17 protein-coding genes, 3 tRNA genes and 1 rRNA gene are annotated in these 17,248 nt (G+C 47.7%); 1 reads left to right on the top strand and 20 read right to left on the bottom strand.

From position 1 onward, the window contains the following. From WN59_RS06170 to WN59_RS06155, 4 genes are all read right to left on the bottom strand, one after another. A 16S ribosomal RNA gene (locus WN59_RS06170) occupies positions 1–713 on the bottom strand; the annotation flags it as partial. Positions 714–874: 161 nt separating this feature from the next. Further along, positions 875–948: transfer RNA gene (locus WN59_RS06165), tRNA-Gly, on the bottom strand. Positions 949–981: 33 nt separating this feature from the next. Further along, positions 982–1,066 (bottom strand) — tRNA-Leu (locus WN59_RS06160). Positions 1,067–1,182: 116 nt separating this feature from the next. After that, positions 1,183–1,254, bottom strand: a tRNA-Glu gene (locus tag WN59_RS06155). Positions 1,255–1,803: 549 nt separating this feature from the next. Between WN59_RS06155 and WN59_RS06150 the strand changes: the two genes are divergently transcribed. Continuing rightward, positions 1,804–3,369 (top strand): catalase, encoded by a 1,566-nt coding sequence (locus WN59_RS06150; protein ID WP_269430680.1) that lies wholly within the window; start codon positions 1,804–1,806, stop codon positions 3,367–3,369. Between the two features lie 59 nt (positions 3,370–3,428). Here WN59_RS06150 and WN59_RS06145 read toward each other — a convergent pair whose 3' ends face one another. From WN59_RS06145 to WN59_RS06075, 16 genes are all read right to left on the bottom strand, one after another. Beyond that, the gene (locus tag WN59_RS06145) at positions 3,429–3,893 is read right to left on the bottom strand and encodes an S-ribosylhomocysteine lyase (RefSeq protein WP_046514274.1); all 465 of its coding nucleotides are present in this window, start codon (positions 3,891–3,893) and stop codon (positions 3,429–3,431) included. Between the two features lie 74 nt (positions 3,894–3,967). After that, positions 3,968–6,106, bottom strand: coding sequence for a Tex family protein (locus WN59_RS06140; RefSeq protein ID WP_046514271.1), 2,139 nt, complete (start codon positions 6,104–6,106; stop codon positions 3,968–3,970). A gap of 94 nt (positions 6,107–6,200) precedes the next feature. Next, entirely contained in the window at positions 6,201–6,977 is a 777-nt protein-coding gene (gene sigB / locus WN59_RS06135) for an RNA polymerase sigma factor SigB (RefSeq protein ID WP_046514267.1), read from the bottom strand. Then, on the bottom strand, positions 6,952–7,428 hold the full coding sequence (gene rsbW / locus WN59_RS06130; RefSeq protein WP_046514265.1) for an anti-sigma B factor RsbW: 477 nt from the start codon (positions 7,426–7,428) through the stop codon (positions 6,952–6,954). The genes sigB and rsbW overlap by 26 nt, the downstream gene beginning before the upstream one ends. Before the next feature lies 1 nt (position 7,429). After that, positions 7,430–7,756, bottom strand: coding sequence for an anti-sigma factor antagonist (locus WN59_RS06125; RefSeq protein WP_046514262.1), 327 nt, complete (start codon positions 7,754–7,756; stop codon positions 7,430–7,432). Between the two features lie 79 nt (positions 7,757–7,835). Next, the gene (locus WN59_RS06120; protein WP_046514418.1) at positions 7,836–8,843 is read right to left on the bottom strand and encodes a SpoIIE family protein phosphatase; all 1,008 of its coding nucleotides are present in this window, start codon (positions 8,841–8,843) and stop codon (positions 7,836–7,838) included. 56 nt (positions 8,844–8,899) lie between these two features. Then, positions 8,900–9,271, bottom strand: coding sequence for a type II toxin-antitoxin system PemK/MazF family toxin (locus WN59_RS06115; protein WP_017549578.1), 372 nt, complete (start codon positions 9,269–9,271; stop codon positions 8,900–8,902). Further along, positions 9,272–9,436 carry a hypothetical protein gene (locus WN59_RS13720; RefSeq protein WP_197073393.1) on the bottom strand — a complete coding sequence of 55 codons (165 nt, stop codon included), beginning with the start codon at positions 9,434–9,436 and terminating at the stop codon, positions 9,272–9,274. 68 nt (positions 9,437–9,504) lie between these two features. Continuing rightward, positions 9,505–10,656, bottom strand: a complete 1,152-nt coding sequence (alr, locus tag WN59_RS06110) for an alanine racemase (protein WP_046514258.1) — start codon at positions 10,654–10,656, stop codon at positions 9,505–9,507. An 11-nt stretch (positions 10,657–10,667) separates the two neighbouring features. Next, positions 10,668–11,018, bottom strand: a complete 351-nt coding sequence (gene acpS, locus WN59_RS06105; protein WP_046514255.1) for a holo-ACP synthase — start codon at positions 11,016–11,018, stop codon at positions 10,668–10,670. Further along, a complete protein-coding gene (locus tag WN59_RS06100; protein WP_046514252.1) occupies positions 11,015–11,488 on the bottom strand; it encodes a PH domain-containing protein in 474 nt (157 codons plus the stop codon). The genes acpS and WN59_RS06100 overlap by 4 nt, the downstream gene beginning before the upstream one ends. Next, the gene (locus WN59_RS06095; protein WP_046514249.1) at positions 11,442–12,977 is read right to left on the bottom strand and encodes a PH domain-containing protein; all 1,536 of its coding nucleotides are present in this window, start codon (positions 12,975–12,977) and stop codon (positions 11,442–11,444) included. Before WN59_RS06095 ends, WN59_RS06100 begins: the two co-directional genes overlap by 47 nt. Then, the gene (locus WN59_RS06090; RefSeq protein ID WP_046514244.1) at positions 12,970–13,434 is read right to left on the bottom strand and encodes a PH domain-containing protein; all 465 of its coding nucleotides are present in this window, start codon (positions 13,432–13,434) and stop codon (positions 12,970–12,972) included. The genes WN59_RS06095 and WN59_RS06090 overlap by 8 nt, the downstream gene beginning before the upstream one ends. A 141-nt stretch (positions 13,435–13,575) precedes the next feature. Then, on the bottom strand, positions 13,576–15,096 hold the full coding sequence (locus tag WN59_RS06085) for a DEAD/DEAH box helicase (protein ID WP_408005392.1): 1,521 nt from the start codon (positions 15,094–15,096) through the stop codon (positions 13,576–13,578). Between the two features lie 58 nt (positions 15,097–15,154). Then, positions 15,155–15,817 carry an alpha/beta hydrolase gene (locus tag WN59_RS06080; RefSeq protein ID WP_156172398.1) on the bottom strand — a complete coding sequence of 221 codons (663 nt, stop codon included), beginning with the start codon at positions 15,815–15,817 and terminating at the stop codon, positions 15,155–15,157. Positions 15,818–15,833: 16 nt separating this feature from the next. Then, a complete protein-coding gene (locus WN59_RS06075) occupies positions 15,834–17,198 on the bottom strand; it encodes a UDP-N-acetylmuramoyl-tripeptide--D-alanyl-D-alanine ligase (protein WP_046514232.1) in 1,365 nt (454 codons plus the stop codon). Positions 17,199–17,248 lie beyond the last annotated feature (50 nt).

Here is a 17,248-nt window from a genome sequence, read left to right as displayed (position 1 = left end):
CTCTGCGCATTTCACCGCTACACATGGAATTCCACTCTCCTCTTCTGCACTCAAGTCTCCCAGTTTCCAATGACCCTCCCCGGTTGAGCCGGGGGCTTTCACATCAGACTTAAAAGACCGCCTACGCGCGCTTTACGCCCAATAATTCCGGATAACGCTTGCCACCTACGTATTACCGCGGCTGCTGGCACGTAGTTAGCCGTGGCTTTCTGGTTAAGTACCGTCACACAGGTAGCAGTTACTCTACCTGTCGTTCTTCCTTAACAACAGAGTTTTACGAGCCGAAACCCTTCTTCACTCACGCGGCGTTGCTCCGTCAGACTTGCGTCCATTGCGGAAGATTCCCTACTGCTGCCTCCCGTAGGAGTCTGGGCCGTGTCTCAGTCCCAGTGTGGCCGATCACCCTCTCAGGTCGGCTACGCATCGTTGCCTTGGTGGGCCGTTACCCCGCCAACCAGCTAATGCGCCGCAGGCCCATCCATCAGCGACAGCCGAAACCGTCTTTCAACTCCCCACCCCGCGGTGGAGAGGATCATCCGGTATTAGCCACGGTTTCCCGCGGTTATCCCGGACTGATGGGCAGGTTGCCTACGTGTTACTCACCCGTCCGCCACTCGATCAGAGGGAGCAAGCTCCCTCCTCTCGCGTTCGACTTGCATGTATTAGGCACGCCGCCAGCGTTCATCCTGAGCCAGGATCAAACTCTCCATAATTGGAAAGCCCATCTTGAGCTCGTCTTGATACTGAAATCAGTATCGCTTGCGTTTGTATTGTCCGCCTCAATCTGTGACACACGATGTGTGTCGCTTTCTCGGAATTAAACGTTGACATATTGTCATTCAGTTTTCAATGTTCTCTGTTGGTAATTAATTAATGGAGCGGGTGACCGGAATCGAACCGACGACATCAGCTTGGAAGGCTGGGGTTATACCATTTAACTACACCCGCATAATTTATAATAAATGTTGCGAAGAATAATGATGCGGCTGAGAGGACTTGAACCTCCACGGGATTAACTCCCACTAGGCCCTCAACCTAGCGCGTCTGCCGATTCCGCCACAACCGCATATGTTGTTTAAAACTTTCAAATCACTTTTTAGCGACAAATAATATCTTACCACGCTGACTTTTCAATGTCAACAATTTAGTTATCATTTTTTGTCGAAGTGTTTTTTAAGTAAGTGACCCGTACGGGATTCGAACCCGTGTTACCGCCGTGAAAGGGCGGTGTCTTAACCACTTGACCAACGGGCCATTGATTAATGCAACGATATTTATAATAAAGGGATACAGGGATAAAGTCAATACGTTTTTAACATATTCTTAATATAAATTGATGTTTCCATTGCCCTTTTTGAAAAATGTCGTCTTTCTTCCTATATAATGTCCTCCAAAATTTCAGGGGTGATAATTATTTGCCTTCATTGAACTTTTGCTGCATTCCATAAAAATCAGCGCCCCTCCCTGTTTAAGAGTGACTGATACAGGGGTAATATTACTAATATGGAACTGATATAATAATATACTTTTCCCTCTGGAGTTTTTACATGTGCCAAAAAACATGCCCTCTCTGATAGAGCAGAATATTTCCCTTTGGTATTTGGCCGGGGTATAATTCTTATTGTCAGTGTAATATTATAATATATTAATTGGTTGTATATCTCAATATATGTTGTAAATTTTAATATTAATTTTGTTTATTTTTATGCTTTAGTGTTGTTTTTTAATCTGTTTGTGTTAAGATTTATTTATAATCATTCTAAATAAGAATATGGTTAATACTTAATTCGGAGGGATTTTTAGATGGACAAAGAAAATCAGAGTCAACACACTGGCGACATCCGTGCCGGAGGCGGCGACCAGGCGGGAGAACAGTCCCAGAATCAGAACAGCGATCGTCTCACTACTCTTTTCGGTAATCCTGTAGGTGACCGTGAAAATACGATGACTGCAGGCCCGCGCGGACCAATCGTTATGCAGGACCCTTACTTCCTGGATATGATGGCGCACTTCGACCGTGAAGTCATCCCTGAGCGCAGAATGCACGCCAAAGGTTCAGGTGCATATGGTACATTCACTGTAACACATGACATCACCCAATATACAAAAGCAAAAATCTTCAGTGAGATCGGCAAGCAGACTGAAATGTTTGCACGTTTCTCAACAGTTGCCGGCGAACGCGGCGCAGCTGATGCAGAACGCGATATCCGCGGATTTGCACTGAAATTCTATACAGAAGAAGGTAACTGGGATCTTGTCGGTAACAACACTCCTGTGTTCTTCTTCCGCGACCCTAAGCTTTTCCCAAGCTTGAACCACGTTGTCAAGCGTGACCCTAAAACAAACATGCACAATGCACAGAGCAACTGGGACTTCTGGACTTCCCTGCCTGAGGCTCTTCACCAGGTGACGATCATCATGACAGACCGCGGCATTCCAAAAGGTTTCAGAAACATGCACGGTTTCGGCTCCCACACTTACAGCATGATCAACGACGAAGGCGAACGTGTATGGGTCAAATTCCACTTCAGGACCCAGCAGGGTATTGAGAACTACACCGGTGCTGAAGCTGAAGATGTAATTGCGCAAGACCGTGAATCCTCCCAGCGTGACCTTTTCGATAATATCGAAGAAGGAAACTTCCCTAAATGGAAGCTGTACATCCAGGTCATGACTGAAGAACAGGCAAAAAATCATAAAGATAATCCGTTCGACCTTACCAAAGTATGGTTCAAGGACGAGTATCCGCTGATTCCGGTTGGTGAATTCGAATTGAACCGCAACCCTGAAAACTACTTCGCTGAAGTTGAACAGGCTGCGTTCGCGCCAACAAACATTGTACCGGGTCTTGGATTCTCACCTGATAAAATGCTGCAGGGCCGTCTGTTCTCCTATGGTGATACACAGCGTTACCGCCTTGGTGTGAACCATCATCAGATTCCGGTAAACTCTCCGAAAGGTGCGGCAAACGTCTGCCCGTTCAGCCGTGACGGCGCAATGAGAGTTGACGGCAACCTTGGTTCCCATATGAACTACTACCCTAACAGCTACAACAAATACAACAGCACTCCGGAAGCTAAAATGCCGCCTCAGGAATCCATGGGTGCCATCTATGAACATGACTTCCGTGAAGATGACAATAACTATTATGAACAGCCTGGTAAACTCTTCAGACTGCAGTCTGACGAAGCGAAGGAAAGATTGTTCCAGAACACTGCATCTGAAATGCAGGGCACTACAGAACAGATCCAGCACCGCCATATTAGAAACTGCTACAAGGCAGATCCTGCATACGGCGAAGGTGTAGCGAAAGCACTGGGTGTCAATATCAGTGATGTTGACCTTGAAGCACCGGATTATCCATTCTAAAATAATAATCAAAGGGACCCGATCGACTGATCGGGTCCCTTTTTCATGCATATACCACCTTATTGCGCGAAGACGATATGCCAGACTTCTTTTTTGTCAAGCATGCGCCTGGCGATTTCCTGTGCCCCTTCAAGGCTGTGGCTCGCAGCCCAGCCGCACTGCACTTCGTTACACGCAGGCACTTCGGTCGCAGCCGTGACATCCTGCAGTGTCTTTCCGACTACATCGGTCACGTTTTCAAAATCATCATCGTTTAGGAGAGACAGATAGAACCCGGTCTGACATCCCATCGGACTCAAGTCGACAACCTTTTCATGATGGTTGCGGATATTCTCTGCCATCAGGTGCTCAAGAGAATGCAGTCCCGGCATCTCCATATGCTCTTTATTGGGCTGGCAGAACCGGATGTCATATTTGTATATGACATCTCCATGCTCACCTTCACTTTTACCGGCCAATCTGATATACGGTGCAGTTACTTTTGTATGATCGAGGTTGAAACTTTCCACATTCATCTTTGACATTCAAATTCTCCTTTGCTTCCTAAATTAGTTATCATGATATATGAATTACAGACTGTCCTCAACAATCCAGTCTCCTAATTTTTCATGGATAGTGAGATCCGTCCCTTACCGATATCCACTCCGGTGACTGTGACATCAACTATGTCTCCGACACTCAGGACTTCCATCGGATGTTTGATGAAGCGGTTTGTCATCTTGGATATATGAACGAGTCCGTCCTGTTTGACCCCTATATCCACGAACGCTCCGAAATCCGTCACGTTTCTCACGGTACCTGACAATTTCATCCCTTCTTTCAAGTCTTCCATGGAAAGTACATCCGACTTGAGCAGCGGTGTTTCAAAGTCATCACGGATATCCCGCGTCGGGGATTTAAGCGCCTCTATGATATCTTGCAGTGTCGGTATACCGGTGTCAAGGCTGGCAGCCATTTCACCAATATTGATCTGATCAAGCTTTTTAGATATATCATCCGTACCGATATCCTCTTTTTGAAGGCCCAGCTGCATGATCAGTCCGTATGCCGCTTTATAGTTTTCCGGATGGATCGGGGTCTGGTCAAGCGGCTCCCCGCCTTCCGGAATCCTAAGGAAGCCGATGCATTGTTCAAATGTTTTCGCTCCGAGCCTCGGCACTTTCCCTATATCCTTCCGGGTGTTGAAGCCGTCATTCTCATTACGATATTTCACGATGTTTTTACTGATTGAGGGGGACAGGCCTGCCACATGCTCCAAAAGTGTATGAGAAGCCGTATTCACATTGACACCAACCCGGTTGACCGTCGTTTCAACGACGAAGTCCAGAGTTTCCGCAAGATTCTTCTGGTTAACATCGTGCTGGTACTGGCCGACACCGATTGATTTGGGGTCGATTTTCACCAGCTCGCTTAGTGGGTCCTGCACACGGCGCGCTATTGACACCGCACTTCTTTCTTCAACATTGAAACCGGGGAACTCCTCCCTCGCAATTTCCGATGCGGAATAAACACTCGCCCCCGCTTCATTAACAATGATGAACTGGGTGTCGAGGCCATTCTCTTTGACGAGTTCACTGACGAAAAGTTCTGTCTCCCTCGACGCTGTTCCATTTCCGATGGCAATGAGAGAGACTTCATACTTCCTGACCGTTTCCAAAACGCTTTTTTTGGCTGCATCATATTTCTTTTGGGGTGGATGCGGATAGATGACACCCTTGTCGATGAACTGGCCCGAATGATCGATGACAGCCATCTTGCAGCCTGTCCTGAACGCCGGGTCCAGTCCGAGTATCACTCTGCCTTTGAGCGGCGGCTGCAGCAGCAGTCCCTTCAGATTCTCTGCAAAAATATCAATTGCATGCTGCTCTCCGTTCTCCGTGAGGCCATTTCTCACTTCACGCTCTATGGACGGCATGATCAGGCGCTTAAGAGCATCTGCAACAGCAGTTTCCATATATCGCCCGGTGGCTGACTTCTCTTTTATCTCCTGTTTGCCGATATAGCGTTTCAAGCGTTCCAGATCGTATTCCATCCTGACACCCAGGATTCCGAGTTTTTCTCCACGATTTATGGCAAGCACCCGGTGAGGTACAATCTTTCGTATGGGTTCCTGATAGCTGTAGTACATCTCAAAGACCCCTGTCGGGTCTTCGGCGTTCTTCTTTTTAGTAGTCACCATATCAGCAGTATCCCTGATGACTTTCAATATATATGAACGGTATTTGGGCTCATCGGATATTTTCTCCGCAATGATATCGAGTGCCCCTTTGACTGCAGCCTCGGCAGTCTCCACTTCTTCACCCGTAAACTCCTCAGCCGCCGCTTCAACATCCATCGGTTCCTGCAGCAGGATGCGTTCCGCAAAGGGGCCGAGTCCTTTGCGTTTTGCCTCTGTCGCACGTGTCTTCTTCTTTTGCTTAAATGGACGGTACAGATCCTCCACCCGGTTCAGGACAGTCTGCTTTAAAATATTCTTTCTCAGATCTTCTGTCAGCAGCCCCTGTTCATCTATGAGACGGATCACTTCCTGCTTCCGTTTCTCCAGGTTTTCGAGATAAGTGAACCTGTCGGAAATCTCCTTGATCTCCTCCTCATCCATTCCTCCTGTCATCTCTTTGCGGTAGCGTGCGATAAAAGGGACGGTGTTCTTCTCCCCGAGAAGCTCCAGTACATTCCTTATGTATTTGGCTTGCTTTCCTGTAGTGCTTTGCAGTTCTTTGACAAGTTGCTCATTCATGAAAATCTCTCCTATACTACTCTCGTTCAGTTAAACCATTACCATTATAACATTGATACCCCCATCCTTCTCCCGGACGGGGGTATCTGAAAAATCATTCGTCTTTGCTCACTGCCTGGCGCAGTTTATTGATCGCGGTGCGCTGAAGTCTCGAAACGTGCATCTGGCTCAGGCCGACCCGCTCACCCGTCTCCTTCTGGCTCAGTCCCTCCATGAAGGTGAACTGGATGATTTCACGTTCCCGTTCGGAAAGTATCGGGAGGACTTTTTCCAGGATCAGACGTTTTTCGGAAAGGTCATAATTATCATCCGACTGCCCCATTACATCGAGCAGAGTGACCGTCGAGCCGTCTTTGTCGGCTTCGATTGAATGATCCACGCTGAGGGCATTGTAACTCTGACCCATCTCCATCGCTTCCAGGACATCTTCTTCTGATACTTCAAGATGTTCTGCAATCTCACTGATCTTCGGGGAACGCTCCAGCCTGTTTGTCAGTTCATCATTGGCATTTTTAATCTTTGGCCCAATTTCCTTTATGCGCCTTGGCACATGGACGCTCCAGGTCTTGTCCCTGAGATAACGCTTGATTTCACCAACCACCGTCGGCACCAAGAATGCTTCGAATCTGCGGTCGAAGGATGCATCAAACCGGTTGATTGCACCGAGCAGACCGACCATCCCGACCTGTACAAGGTCTTCATGATGGCTTTTCCCTTTCGAATATCTGTACGCAAGCGACTCTATCAGCTTCTGATAGTGCTCCACGAGTCTCGTCTGGGCTTCCTGGTCCCCTTCTTCCTGATGGCTGCGTATCAGTGCATTGATATCATCCGGTGTGAGTCCTTTATCGATTGACGGTTGTTTCTCCATTCGAATGCACCTGACTTTCATTAATAAACTTCGTCATGCTGATGGTTACTCCAGGGTCTTTTTTGATATAGACTTCATCCATTAATGTTTCGATCAAGAACAGCCCCAAACCTCCTTCTCTCAAGAAGTTCACATTATCGTCTTCCGTGTACGGCCCGAGTTCTTTCCTCACATCTTCATAATTGAAGCTCTGACCATGATCTGCAACGATTATTTCCACTTTATCTTCATAGACTGCAAAACCGACAAGCACATCACCCGTCTGGTCTTCCCCGTATGCATGCTTCACTGCGTTCGTCACCGCTTCTGAAACAGCAATCTTCGAGTCTTCAATCTGGTCGTAGGTGGCGCCCGCCCGCGACAGCACGCCTGAGAGAGTGAGTCTGATCAGACCGACATATTCTGCGCTGGATGGAAATTTCATCTCTATATAATCATACTGCAATGGCATTCTATTCAACCTCCGACGCTTCGTTGATATGCATCAAGTCACGAAGTCCTGTAATCTCGAACAATCTGAGAATCCTGTTCGAAACTCCTGTCACGCGGAGTTCACGGTCATGCTGGTTAAGGTCCTTCAATGTACCGACAAAAATACCGAGTCCGGTGGAGTCCATATAGCTCACGTCCGTCAGATCGATTGTGACGTCATGACTGCCGGACTGCCTGATGGGATCCAGAACTTTCTGCAGTTCAGGCGCTGTATACAAATCAAGTTCCCCATCCAGCACAATCAGGTATTCTTGTTCTTTTTCAGTTGTATCGATATTGATATTCATTAAGATTACACTCCCATTTTCCATAAATACATAGACCTTCCGGCTTTTACCCGTTAAAACATGGGTCGAAACATAAATTTTATTCTTTATTGTTTTTTAATATGAAAAGCGTCAAATCATCTTTTTTATGCGGATTCTGCATGCGCATCAATGACTCGTATATATACTGGACGATGTCCTGGGGATGGTGGTCTCTGACTTCCCGGATCATATCTTTGACGTCCTCAAAATCGATGAAGGTGTCATCATGCTTCCTGAGCTCGGTCACACCATCCGTAAACACGATGATCATATCGTTATTGCCGATTTCTATTTCCTTCTGTTCATACCTTGCATGATCTTTGACTCCGAGGACAATCCCCTTCGCATCGATCTCTTCGAATTCATCCATTTCATAGCGGTACAGGAGCGCCGGTTCATGTCCTGCGGAGGAATAATAGAGCATATTGGTATTATGGTCATACAGTCCGTAGAACATGGTCACGAACATGTTCTGGTTGACGTTCTTCTCGACAACACGGTTCAGTTTTTTCAGACTGTCGCTCGGCAGCTGGGAATAGCCGTAGGAATCCATACCGAATTTGATCATCGTCATGGCAATTGCAGCGGGAATTCCCTTACCTATGACATCCGCCACAGCGAAACTGAGCATACCGTCATTGTGATCGATGATATTGAAATAGTCACCGCTCACTTTTCTTGCCGGCACACTGATTGCACCGATCTTCATCGTTTCAAACGTCGGGATTTCAGCTTTCAGCATCGTCTCCTGAAGACTGGAAGCGACATCCATCTCTTTGTCATGGATTTTGAGTTTGTTCATCATGGATTTATAATCCCTGTATGTAAAGCCGAAAGTTATGATGACTTCCTGCAGTATATCAAGGGACTTTTTTACAAGTTCGCCATCCTCGACTTCCATATCCTCAAGCAGATCGATGTGCAGCGACACGATTTCCTCGGGCGAGGTATCCATCTCGATTACTTCCTCACTGAACGACTGGCACCAGTCGAATGCTTTGTCAGCATCTTCGCCATAGAGATACAGATTGAGTATCTCTCTATATTTATTAACAAGATCGTCTATATACGTCAAAATAAATCACCTCGGACTGAAAAAAGACTTTTGCGCACAAAAGTCCATCAGGTTTTCGATTCAGATTTTCCGGACTTGGGAGGCATGAGTTCCAAACTGATCTTCAAAGCCTTGTCCACTTCCTTCATCTTATCACTATTCAAATATGTAAGCTTCTCTTTAAGCCTTTTCTTATCCACCGTTCTTATCTGTTCAAGAAGTATTACTGAGTCTTTGTCCAGATTGTATGTATCCTTTGATATCTCCACATGGGTCGGGATCTTGGCTTTGTTGATTCTGCCGGTAATGGCCGCAACTATCACAGTCGGACTGTGATAGTTGCCGATGTTGTTCTGTATGATCACCACCGGGCGTTTACCACCCTGCTCAGAGCCCTGGACCGGCGACAGATCCGCAAGATATACTTCTCCTCTTTTCATCTATTCACCATCTTTACTGTAGACGAGAAAATCCTCGTTCGACTGCCAGGCTTCACATTCCAGTTCTTCGCTCTCACAGGCGATTGATAGATTAATCTCGCTCATTTCGATATATCCGTGTTCAAGAGAAAGTTCAATACTGCCAAACAATGCTGCGCTGCTCATTACGTGACCACTCCCCGGTAACATTAAACTTATGTCAACTATAACATGGATAAAATATCATTACTAGTTCATTTTAACACTTCATTATGCACGAATCCTGCATTTCCCCCTCGGTATATACGGGGGATTCTCCTGGATAATGCCGTCAGTGATTCATAGGAAATCGTGTCCGAATGTACGCTGTAGTTTTCCATCGACTGGTCTGATTCCCTGTCCGGGTCTACGATGATCACCCTGTCACCGATTTCTGCAGATTCAGGTACACTGATCATCGCCGAGTCCATGCAGACCCGGCCTGTAATCGGGCAATTCGTGCCGTCTTCAAGCCGGACTTCATATCCCGTCTGTCTCCGGAGGAGTCCGTCGGCATATCCTATCGGCAGGGTGGCAATCTTCTCCCTGCCCCGCGCATGGTAGGCCAGGCCGTAGCTGACCCCTTCACCTTCAGACAATGTATGCATATCCATCACTCTGGTCGTGAGCGTGACAGAGGGTTTCAGTTCCACTTCAGCAATACTTTCGATATATTCGGAGGTATAATACCCGTATAAAGAGATGCCGACACGGATTGCATTGCAGAAGTCATCTCTGAGCCGGAGTGCCCCGGCGGAATTCTGGATATGCACATACTGCGGCCTTTTGACTGCCCCTGCAATCCTTTTGAATTCATCATATTCCCGACCGTTCACGTCCGAACCAATGTCGGCGGAACTGAAATGGCTGTAGATCCCTTCATATACGAAATGCTCATTGCTGTCGATTACTTCGATCATGCGGGTGATTTCCCCGATATCGGAAGTTCCGAGCCGGTTCATGCCCGAATTCACCTTGATATGGATCCACACTTCCTTGTCATATCTGCCGTCTATGCTGTTCTCTGCCTCCTCCAGCCATTCCAAATTGGGTGCAGTGACGGCAATGCGGTGCTGGATCGCCTTGTTGATATTTTCAGGAGGAATCGCCCCGAGCACAAGCATCTTTTCCCGTATGCCGTGCATGCGGAGTTCGATTGCCTCATCCAGTGTGGCAACTGCGAAAAAACCGACGCCCCGCGCGGCAAGGTGCCCGGCCACAGTCACGCTGCCAAGTCCGTATGCATTGGCTTTCACGACAGCAATGAATGTCTTGTCCGGATGCAGGTTCTGTATCATTCTGTAATTCTCATGCACCGCTTCCAAATCCACGTCAACCACGGTATGTCTATAGTATTTTTCCGACACGTACAGGCCTCCTAAATTTCTTCTAGAATCACGGTTGCTGTTGCATATTCATCGGCATGTGAAATAGACACATGCGCTCTTTTGTCACCTTCGATAAACGGTTTGCCCCTGGAATCATTCATGCATATGACATCCTGGAAGGCAGCACTTTTTCCGATCCCGGTCCCAAGCGCCTTGCTGTATGCCTCCTTCACCGCAAACCGGCCGGCCAGGTATTCCATCCTCCGCTTTTCAATTTTCAGTGTATCATAATGCGCCATCTCAGAGTCTGACAGAATCCTCCTCGAGAGCCGGTTGCTGCGCGACTCGATTTCTCTTACACGGCTTATCTCTATAATATCCGTACCCAGTCCAATAATCATATTTCCCGCCTCGTATTCTCATTAATAAGTGCCCTTATGTCATTTCTGAGCCCGTCCGCCCGGTCCGCTTCAAGCTCGGGAATTTCGATTCTCTCGGCAGACGTCCGGAGGGTAATGCTCTTCAGCCCGAAACGTCTCATCAGCGGGCCGACATGCGTATCGATGTTCTGTACGCGGAATAAAGGGACCGACAACTGTCTTTTGATCCATATCCCGCTGTGTATCTTAACCTCGTCTTCAAGCACCTTGTAGCGGAAGTATTTATATTTCAGCGCAGGAAACAGCCAGACCTGGAATATACATCCGTAGAGGAAGAAACCGAATATGATCAGCGAAATCCACCACGGCAGCCAGTCCCACACAAACTGCGACAGGAGGAATGCTCCCAGGGCCAAAAGGAGCACTACCCCGGCAACTATCGCTTCACTGATCCGCCATACTCTGATCGCTTTCGGCGATATCTTCTCCATTTGAATGCCCCCTTTCCGCCCAGTTCCAAATCTTTTCGATGTCTTCTTTATCTATGAATTTCAAAGATGCACTGGAGCCCATCATGCCGGCGGCTGTGACAAGAGTAATGACACCAAGATCCGCACGCCTGAGGAATGGATTGACCACCCGTTCCGCCTGGATCACCTTTTCATGCTTGATTACGAAATGGGATCTTGAGAAGAACCCCGTCGCCATCATATTGATTTCATCTTCATGGATCTTGTATCCTGTATTCCTTGCGCTGTATATCCCTGAAACGATAAATACCGCCGCGACTGCCAGACCGATGATCCATGCATAACCGAACCAGAAGTACTGGACAATGCCGGTGATGATGACGATGATGGAGAGCATCACCTGGAAATATCTCCTGTAGCCTCTGAACGGAACGGTTCTCTCCGGCAATTCAACATGATAATTCGGGAATATTTCATCAATGATTTCATAAAGCCGCTTTTTCCTGATGAACGGCAGCAGTTCCACTTTGCCGTCGATCTCCTCACTGTCCAGGGAGTCACTTGTTATCGTCACCGACAGGGAATAATAGCCGATCATGCGCCGGATGAGCGAGTCCTTGATGATGATGTTCTGGACTCTTGTGACATTGACACTTCTGTGCTTCTTTTCAAGAAGTCCGTATTCCACGACAAGATCATCAGATTTCATCTTCAGTGTGTAGTTGTAGTATTTGATGGACAATATCAGAATGCCCATTATATATCCTGCAGTGATGAAAATGAGGACAGCTATGCCGAGGGCCAGGAATATGTTCTGCACCAGCCCTTCGAAAACTTCGAAATAGCGTTCTATGAGGAAGTTCGCCCCGATGAGGTTGATGAACCCGAATACTATGGCCAGGAATGCTCCGAGTGCTCCGCTTGTCATGCTCATGAGAATGAGGGCTTTGCCGGTCATCCGATACAGCGTAACGAATTGCTCAGACTGGCTTTCGCCAGGCGCCTCTTCTCTCGGCCACCGGCTGTATGCACCGATTTCCACCGCACTGTCCAGCTGATCCATTTCATTGTACAGGATGGATTGGATGGACTGGGCCTGTGACTTTTTGATGGTATCTATCTTAATGCCTTCCCCGGGGGTGATGATATCCAGCTTGACCGCCCCGAATATCCTGTGGAATATCGGTTCGTTGAAATCAATGGACTGTATGCGGCTGATATCCAGTTCTTTTTCCCTGTTGGAGATCACGCCGTCTTTGTATATGAACTTGCCGTCCTCGATCCAAAAACGCGTCCGGAACTTGTTGAGGAAATCATATCCCCCGAAAAGCACGACAGCGAGGATGAGGATGCCCCCTGAAATCAGAAAATATTTCAGTGAGATATTTCCTGAAAAAATGGCCTCCCTCGAATTGAACAGAACAATAATAATCGGTATCCATAAATTTTTGAAACCGTTGACCACACTGCCCAAATAGGCAACAGGATGGAGTTTTTCGGGACTATACATCTGTTTGCTCCCCCTTCACCATGTTGATGATCTCAAGTTTGAGCCGCTCTGCCTCATGTGTTTTCAACGGGGGCATATGGAATACCGTACTCGCAGTCTTCACTGTGAGGTTCGCCAGATCATATTTTCTTGAAACCGGTCCTGTTGAAAGTACAGCCCCCTGGATCCGCCGGAGCGGAATCATTTTTGTGGAAATCCTGAAAAACCCTGTCCGTACAATCAGGACCTCCCCCCGGAGAACATACCGGGTCACCCTGTAATATACAGAGGGCCTCGTGAGCCCGACAATGAGGAAATCAAGTGCCAGCACGCCCGCAACCGCCCAGTATATCCAGTCAGGAAGATCGAAATATACAGCAGCAGCACTCACACCTGCACCAAGAGCCGCCCACAGCAGGAACTGCCAGAAATGGCGCACTCTCAAATAATGAACAACATGTTTATGTATCTCGTTCATAAGTACCCCCCGTCAATATATTTATCTATTATAACTCTAATTCAAATTTCATTTTTCTTCAATTATATATCGAAACGGGTCCTCATATATAATAAAACACCCACGTAACGGAAAAATTCCGGCACGTGGGTAGCATGAATCCTATTTCATATGGTCTTTGAAAGTACGTCCGCCCTGGCTGCTGCCTCTGCGCTGCCCTTTCTGCTGGCGGCCGCCACTGCGGTCGTTACGCTTGCCGCCGCCTCTTCTCTGGTCGCCGCGGCCCTTCCTGAACGGTTTTTTGCCGCCGCGGCGGTTCCCGCCTTTTCTTGTCAGCGGTTTTTCGAATGACAGCTGGATGCTGTCATCCGTTTTGCTGAAGAAGAATTCATTCAGCAGTGCTGCAACCACATCTTCAGATCCGTTTTCTTCAAGCAGACGCCTGGCGATATCCTTTGTATGATCACTGTCATTTTGGGATATCCAGAGCTGGATCTTTTCGAAAATCTCTTTCTCTCTCGCTTTTTGGACTTCCTTTTTATTCGGCGGTCTCAAAGCAAGGATTGTTTTCTTCTTTTCGTTCTCGATCATTCTGAGATAATCCATCTCAACCGGGTTGACGAAAGTGAGTGCCATGCCTTCTTTTCCTGCACGGCCCGTACGGCCGATCCTGTGCGTATAGCTTTCTGCATCCTGCGGGATGTCGAAGTTGTATACGTGGGATACGCCTGAAATGTCCAGACCCCTTGCAGCCACATCCGTCGCTACAAGGATATCGAGTGCATTATTGCGGAATTTCTTAAGCACTTCAAGCCGTTTTGACTGGGTGATGTCCCCGTGAAGGCCTTCTGCGCGGTAGCCTTTGGCAATCAGTGCACTTGTCAGTTCATCAACACGGCGTTTCGTACGCCCGAAGACGATTGCAAGTTCCGGCTGGTGGGTATCCAGGAAATTCGTGAATACATCCAGCTTTTCAAGTTCTTTCACAATTGTATAGAACTCTTCGATCTGAGGGTCGCTTGCGCCCTGGTTCATTGTTTTGACAATCTGAGGATTGTTCATGAACCTTGTGACAAGCTCCTGTATCGCTGCAGGCATTGTTGCAGAGAACAGCAGTGTCTGCCTGTCTTCTTCCGGAAGACCGGACATGATGAATTTCACATCATCGATGAAGCCCATGTTCATCATCTCATCCGCTTCGTCGAGGACAAGTGTCTTGATGCTTTCAAGCTTCAGTGTCTTCCTCTTGATATGGTCGATGATACGGCCTGGTGTACCTACGATGATTTCCGGACGTCTTTTGAGGTCCTTGATCTGGCGTTCGATGCTCATCCCGCCGAAAATTACATTTACACCAAGTTTCTTGTACTTGGCGAATTTTTTGAGCTGTTCGCTCACCTGTACTGCCAATTCGCGTGTCGGCGTCAGGATCAGCACCTGCGTGCCGCCCTGCTTTTCAGTGTTTTCAATGATCGGGATACCGAATGCACCAGTTTTACCAGTACCAGTCTGTGCCTGGCCTAAAATATCTTTTCTTTCAAGAGCAAACGGGATGCTCTCTTCCTGTATCGGGGTTGGTGTCTCAAATCCCATTTCTTCCAGTGATTTTAAGGTTTCATCACTGACACCTAATTGTTTAAAAAACTTCAAATTTAGAGTCTCCTTTGACTTTTCGTTTCTCATTTTCGTTACGCATAACTTCTCTATTCTAACATCATCGGTGTGTTTATACAAGTGCGGTTTAGCCGTCTTTGAAAAGGAACCTTTCCGCTGATATGTTCAGTTCAAGCTGGCTCTCCTCCGTATAGGCAAACAGGTGCGGCGCGCTGTCCAAGAGTTCAAGTCCTGCCCCGGGAATCCTTTCCGCTGCCCGTATACTCGATTTATACGGCACCAGGAGATCCAGCTTTCCGTGAACGATCAGAGTATCCGCTGATATATTCTCCAAACCCTCTTTCTTCGTTTCGACAATCGCTTTGAATTCCTGGAAAGCTCTGAATGGAATATCTTTGACCCTGCCTTTTATCTTTCCGTACATGTTCAGTTTCATGTGCTCACTGAAATGTGTCGGCGTCAGCCCGAGTTCCCCGAGCTTCGTGATCTTCGTATAGTCGAATGCGGGCGCAATCAGCAGCAGTTTCTCCACGTTCTCCTTTTGCGCAATATGCGCACCAAATACACCGCCCATGGAAAAACCGATGACATAGATCCTGTTCACCCGTTTCCGGAGCTCAGTATAGGCATCCCATGCTTCCTGGTACCATTCATCGCCGGTCACTTTCTTCAGGTCCAGAACTGTACCGTGCCCCGGGTAGACCGGGAATTCATATTCGAATTCATAACGGGATTTAAGGTAGACGAACAACGGCTCGAGTTCATGTCTGCCACCCGTATATCCATGCAGGAATAAAATCCCGATTTTAGCCGAGATGATCGATCACCCTTTCGACAGCCATCCCCCTTGAACCCTTCAGCAGGATGACAGTGTCCGGTCCGAGATGCCCCTCCAACGCTCCGGCGAGTGTTTCCAAAGAATCAAAATGCGCTTTTTTTGTGCCAACAACCGTGTCATGGATCATGCGTGCATCGTCTCCGTACGTCAGGATCAAATCAAATTCATGGGAGGATGCGTTGATATGCCCGCCGATTGATTCGTGAAGTTCCTTTCTGTATGTGCCGAGCTCGAGTATATCAGCCAAGACGAGGATTTTGAAACCGTGCCCCATGTTGCCGACAGTATCGATTGCGCTTTTCATGCTGGACGGACTGGCGTTGTATGCATCGTTTATGAACAATGTTCCCGTACTGTGCTCTACCCTCTGCATGCGCATGTCAGTCACCTGCAGGCTTTTGAAATGCCCTTTGACCTCTGCCATGCCGAGCCCCAAAGCCTCGGCAGCAAGCAGTGCAAGCGTTGCATTGGAAGCATTATGGGCACCGAGCTGAGGGATTTCAACAGCTTCGTCAATGCCCGGGACATTGAAGTGGGTACCGTCATCGGTCTGCTCAACATGGCTGATTTGAACGTCATTTGCCCTATCCATGCCGGCCGTCCTGATCCTGTAATCCGCTTCCCGGTCGACGATCTGCTCGAGCAGCGGATAATCGCGGGAATAGATGAAGGTCCCCGAACGTTTCAATCCGTTTACGATCTCATACTTGGCTGCAGCGATGTTTTCCCGTGAACCAAGTTTTTCGATGTGGGACTCCCCTACATTGGTGATGACCGCCACATCAGGCGCAGTCATTTTGCTGAGGAAGTCTATGTCCCCCTCTGCATCCATCCCCATCTCGAGTATCGAGATTTCAGTATCAGCATCGAGCTGGAGTATCGTCAGAGGCAGCCCGATTTCATTGTTGTAGTTGCCGATTGTCTTCTGTACCCTGTAGTGCGGCGCCAGCAGGCATTCGAGCATATCCTTTGTCGTCGTTTTACCGTTTGAACCAGTGATTGCAATGACTTTCGGCCCCACTATATGCAGGTGCTCACGGGCAATCGTCTGCAGTGCATCTAGTCCATCCTCCACTCTGATCAGCGGTCTCGGGTCCCCTTCATCAATTTCATGTTCCGTAAGGGAGATGGAGGCACCTTTCTCAAATGCATCATCTATGAATCTGTGTCCATCCGCATTTTCGCCCAAAAACGGGATGAAAAGGTTCCCTTTTTCTATGGTACGGGTATCTATGGAGACACCTTTCACTTTTTCATTTTTAATTGCTTCAGCAGCTTTGTTGGGTTTTCCATTACAAAATTCTGCAATTTGCCCTATTGTCACTTCGATCATAAGAAATTACCATTCCTTCTGTTTATTATATCAAGCCGGGAGTCCTCTAC

Origin of the sequence: Salinicoccus sediminis (genome assembly GCF_000986795.1) — a bacterium.
GTDB classification, from domain to species: domain Bacteria; phylum Bacillota; class Bacilli; order Staphylococcales; family Salinicoccaceae; genus Salinicoccus; species Salinicoccus sediminis.
Note: the sequence above shows the minus strand (reverse complement) of the source record. Positions and strands in the feature narration are given on the sequence as shown.

Excerpts from the sequence above, each read along its gene's own strand:
- WN59_RS06150 (WP_269430680.1), top strand. The coding sequence starts at position 1,804 with ATGGACAAAGAAAATCAGAGTCAACACACTGGCGACATCCGTGCCGGA.
- WN59_RS06145 (WP_046514274.1), bottom strand. The coding sequence starts at position 3,893 with ATGTCAAAGATGAATGTGGAAAGTTTCAACCTCGATCATACAAAAGTA.
- WN59_RS06140 (WP_046514271.1), bottom strand. The coding sequence starts at position 6,106 with ATGAATGAGCAACTTGTCAAAGAACTGCAAAGCACTACAGGAAAGCAA.
- sigB (WP_046514267.1), bottom strand. The coding sequence starts at position 6,977 with ATGGAGAAACAACCGTCAATCGATAAAGGACTCACACCGGATGATATC.
- rsbW (WP_046514265.1), bottom strand. The coding sequence starts at position 7,428 with ATGCCATTGCAGTATGATTATATAGAGATGAAATTTCCATCCAGCGCA.
- WN59_RS06125 (WP_046514262.1), bottom strand. The coding sequence starts at position 7,756 with ATGAATATCAATATCGATACAACTGAAAAAGAACAAGAATACCTGATT.
- WN59_RS06115 (WP_017549578.1), bottom strand. The coding sequence starts at position 9,271 with ATGAAAAGAGGAGAAGTATATCTTGCGGATCTGTCGCCGGTCCAGGGC.
- WN59_RS13720 (WP_197073393.1), bottom strand. The coding sequence starts at position 9,436 with ATGAGCAGCGCAGCATTGTTTGGCAGTATTGAACTTTCTCTTGAACAC.
- acpS (WP_046514255.1), bottom strand. The coding sequence starts at position 11,018 with ATGATTATTGGACTGGGTACGGATATTATAGAGATAAGCCGTGTAAGA.
- WN59_RS06100 (WP_046514252.1), bottom strand. The coding sequence starts at position 11,488 with ATGGAGAAGATATCGCCGAAAGCGATCAGAGTATGGCGGATCAGTGAA.
- WN59_RS06095 (WP_046514249.1), bottom strand. The coding sequence starts at position 12,977 with ATGTATAGTCCCGAAAAACTCCATCCTGTTGCCTATTTGGGCAGTGTG.
- WN59_RS06090 (WP_046514244.1), bottom strand. The coding sequence starts at position 13,434 with ATGAACGAGATACATAAACATGTTGTTCATTATTTGAGAGTGCGCCAT.
- WN59_RS06085 (WP_408005392.1), bottom strand. The coding sequence starts at position 15,096 with ATGAGAAACGAAAAGTCAAAGGAGACTCTAAATTTGAAGTTTTTTAAA.
- WN59_RS06075 (WP_046514232.1), bottom strand. The coding sequence starts at position 17,198 with ATGATCGAAGTGACAATAGGGCAAATTGCAGAATTTTGTAATGGAAAA.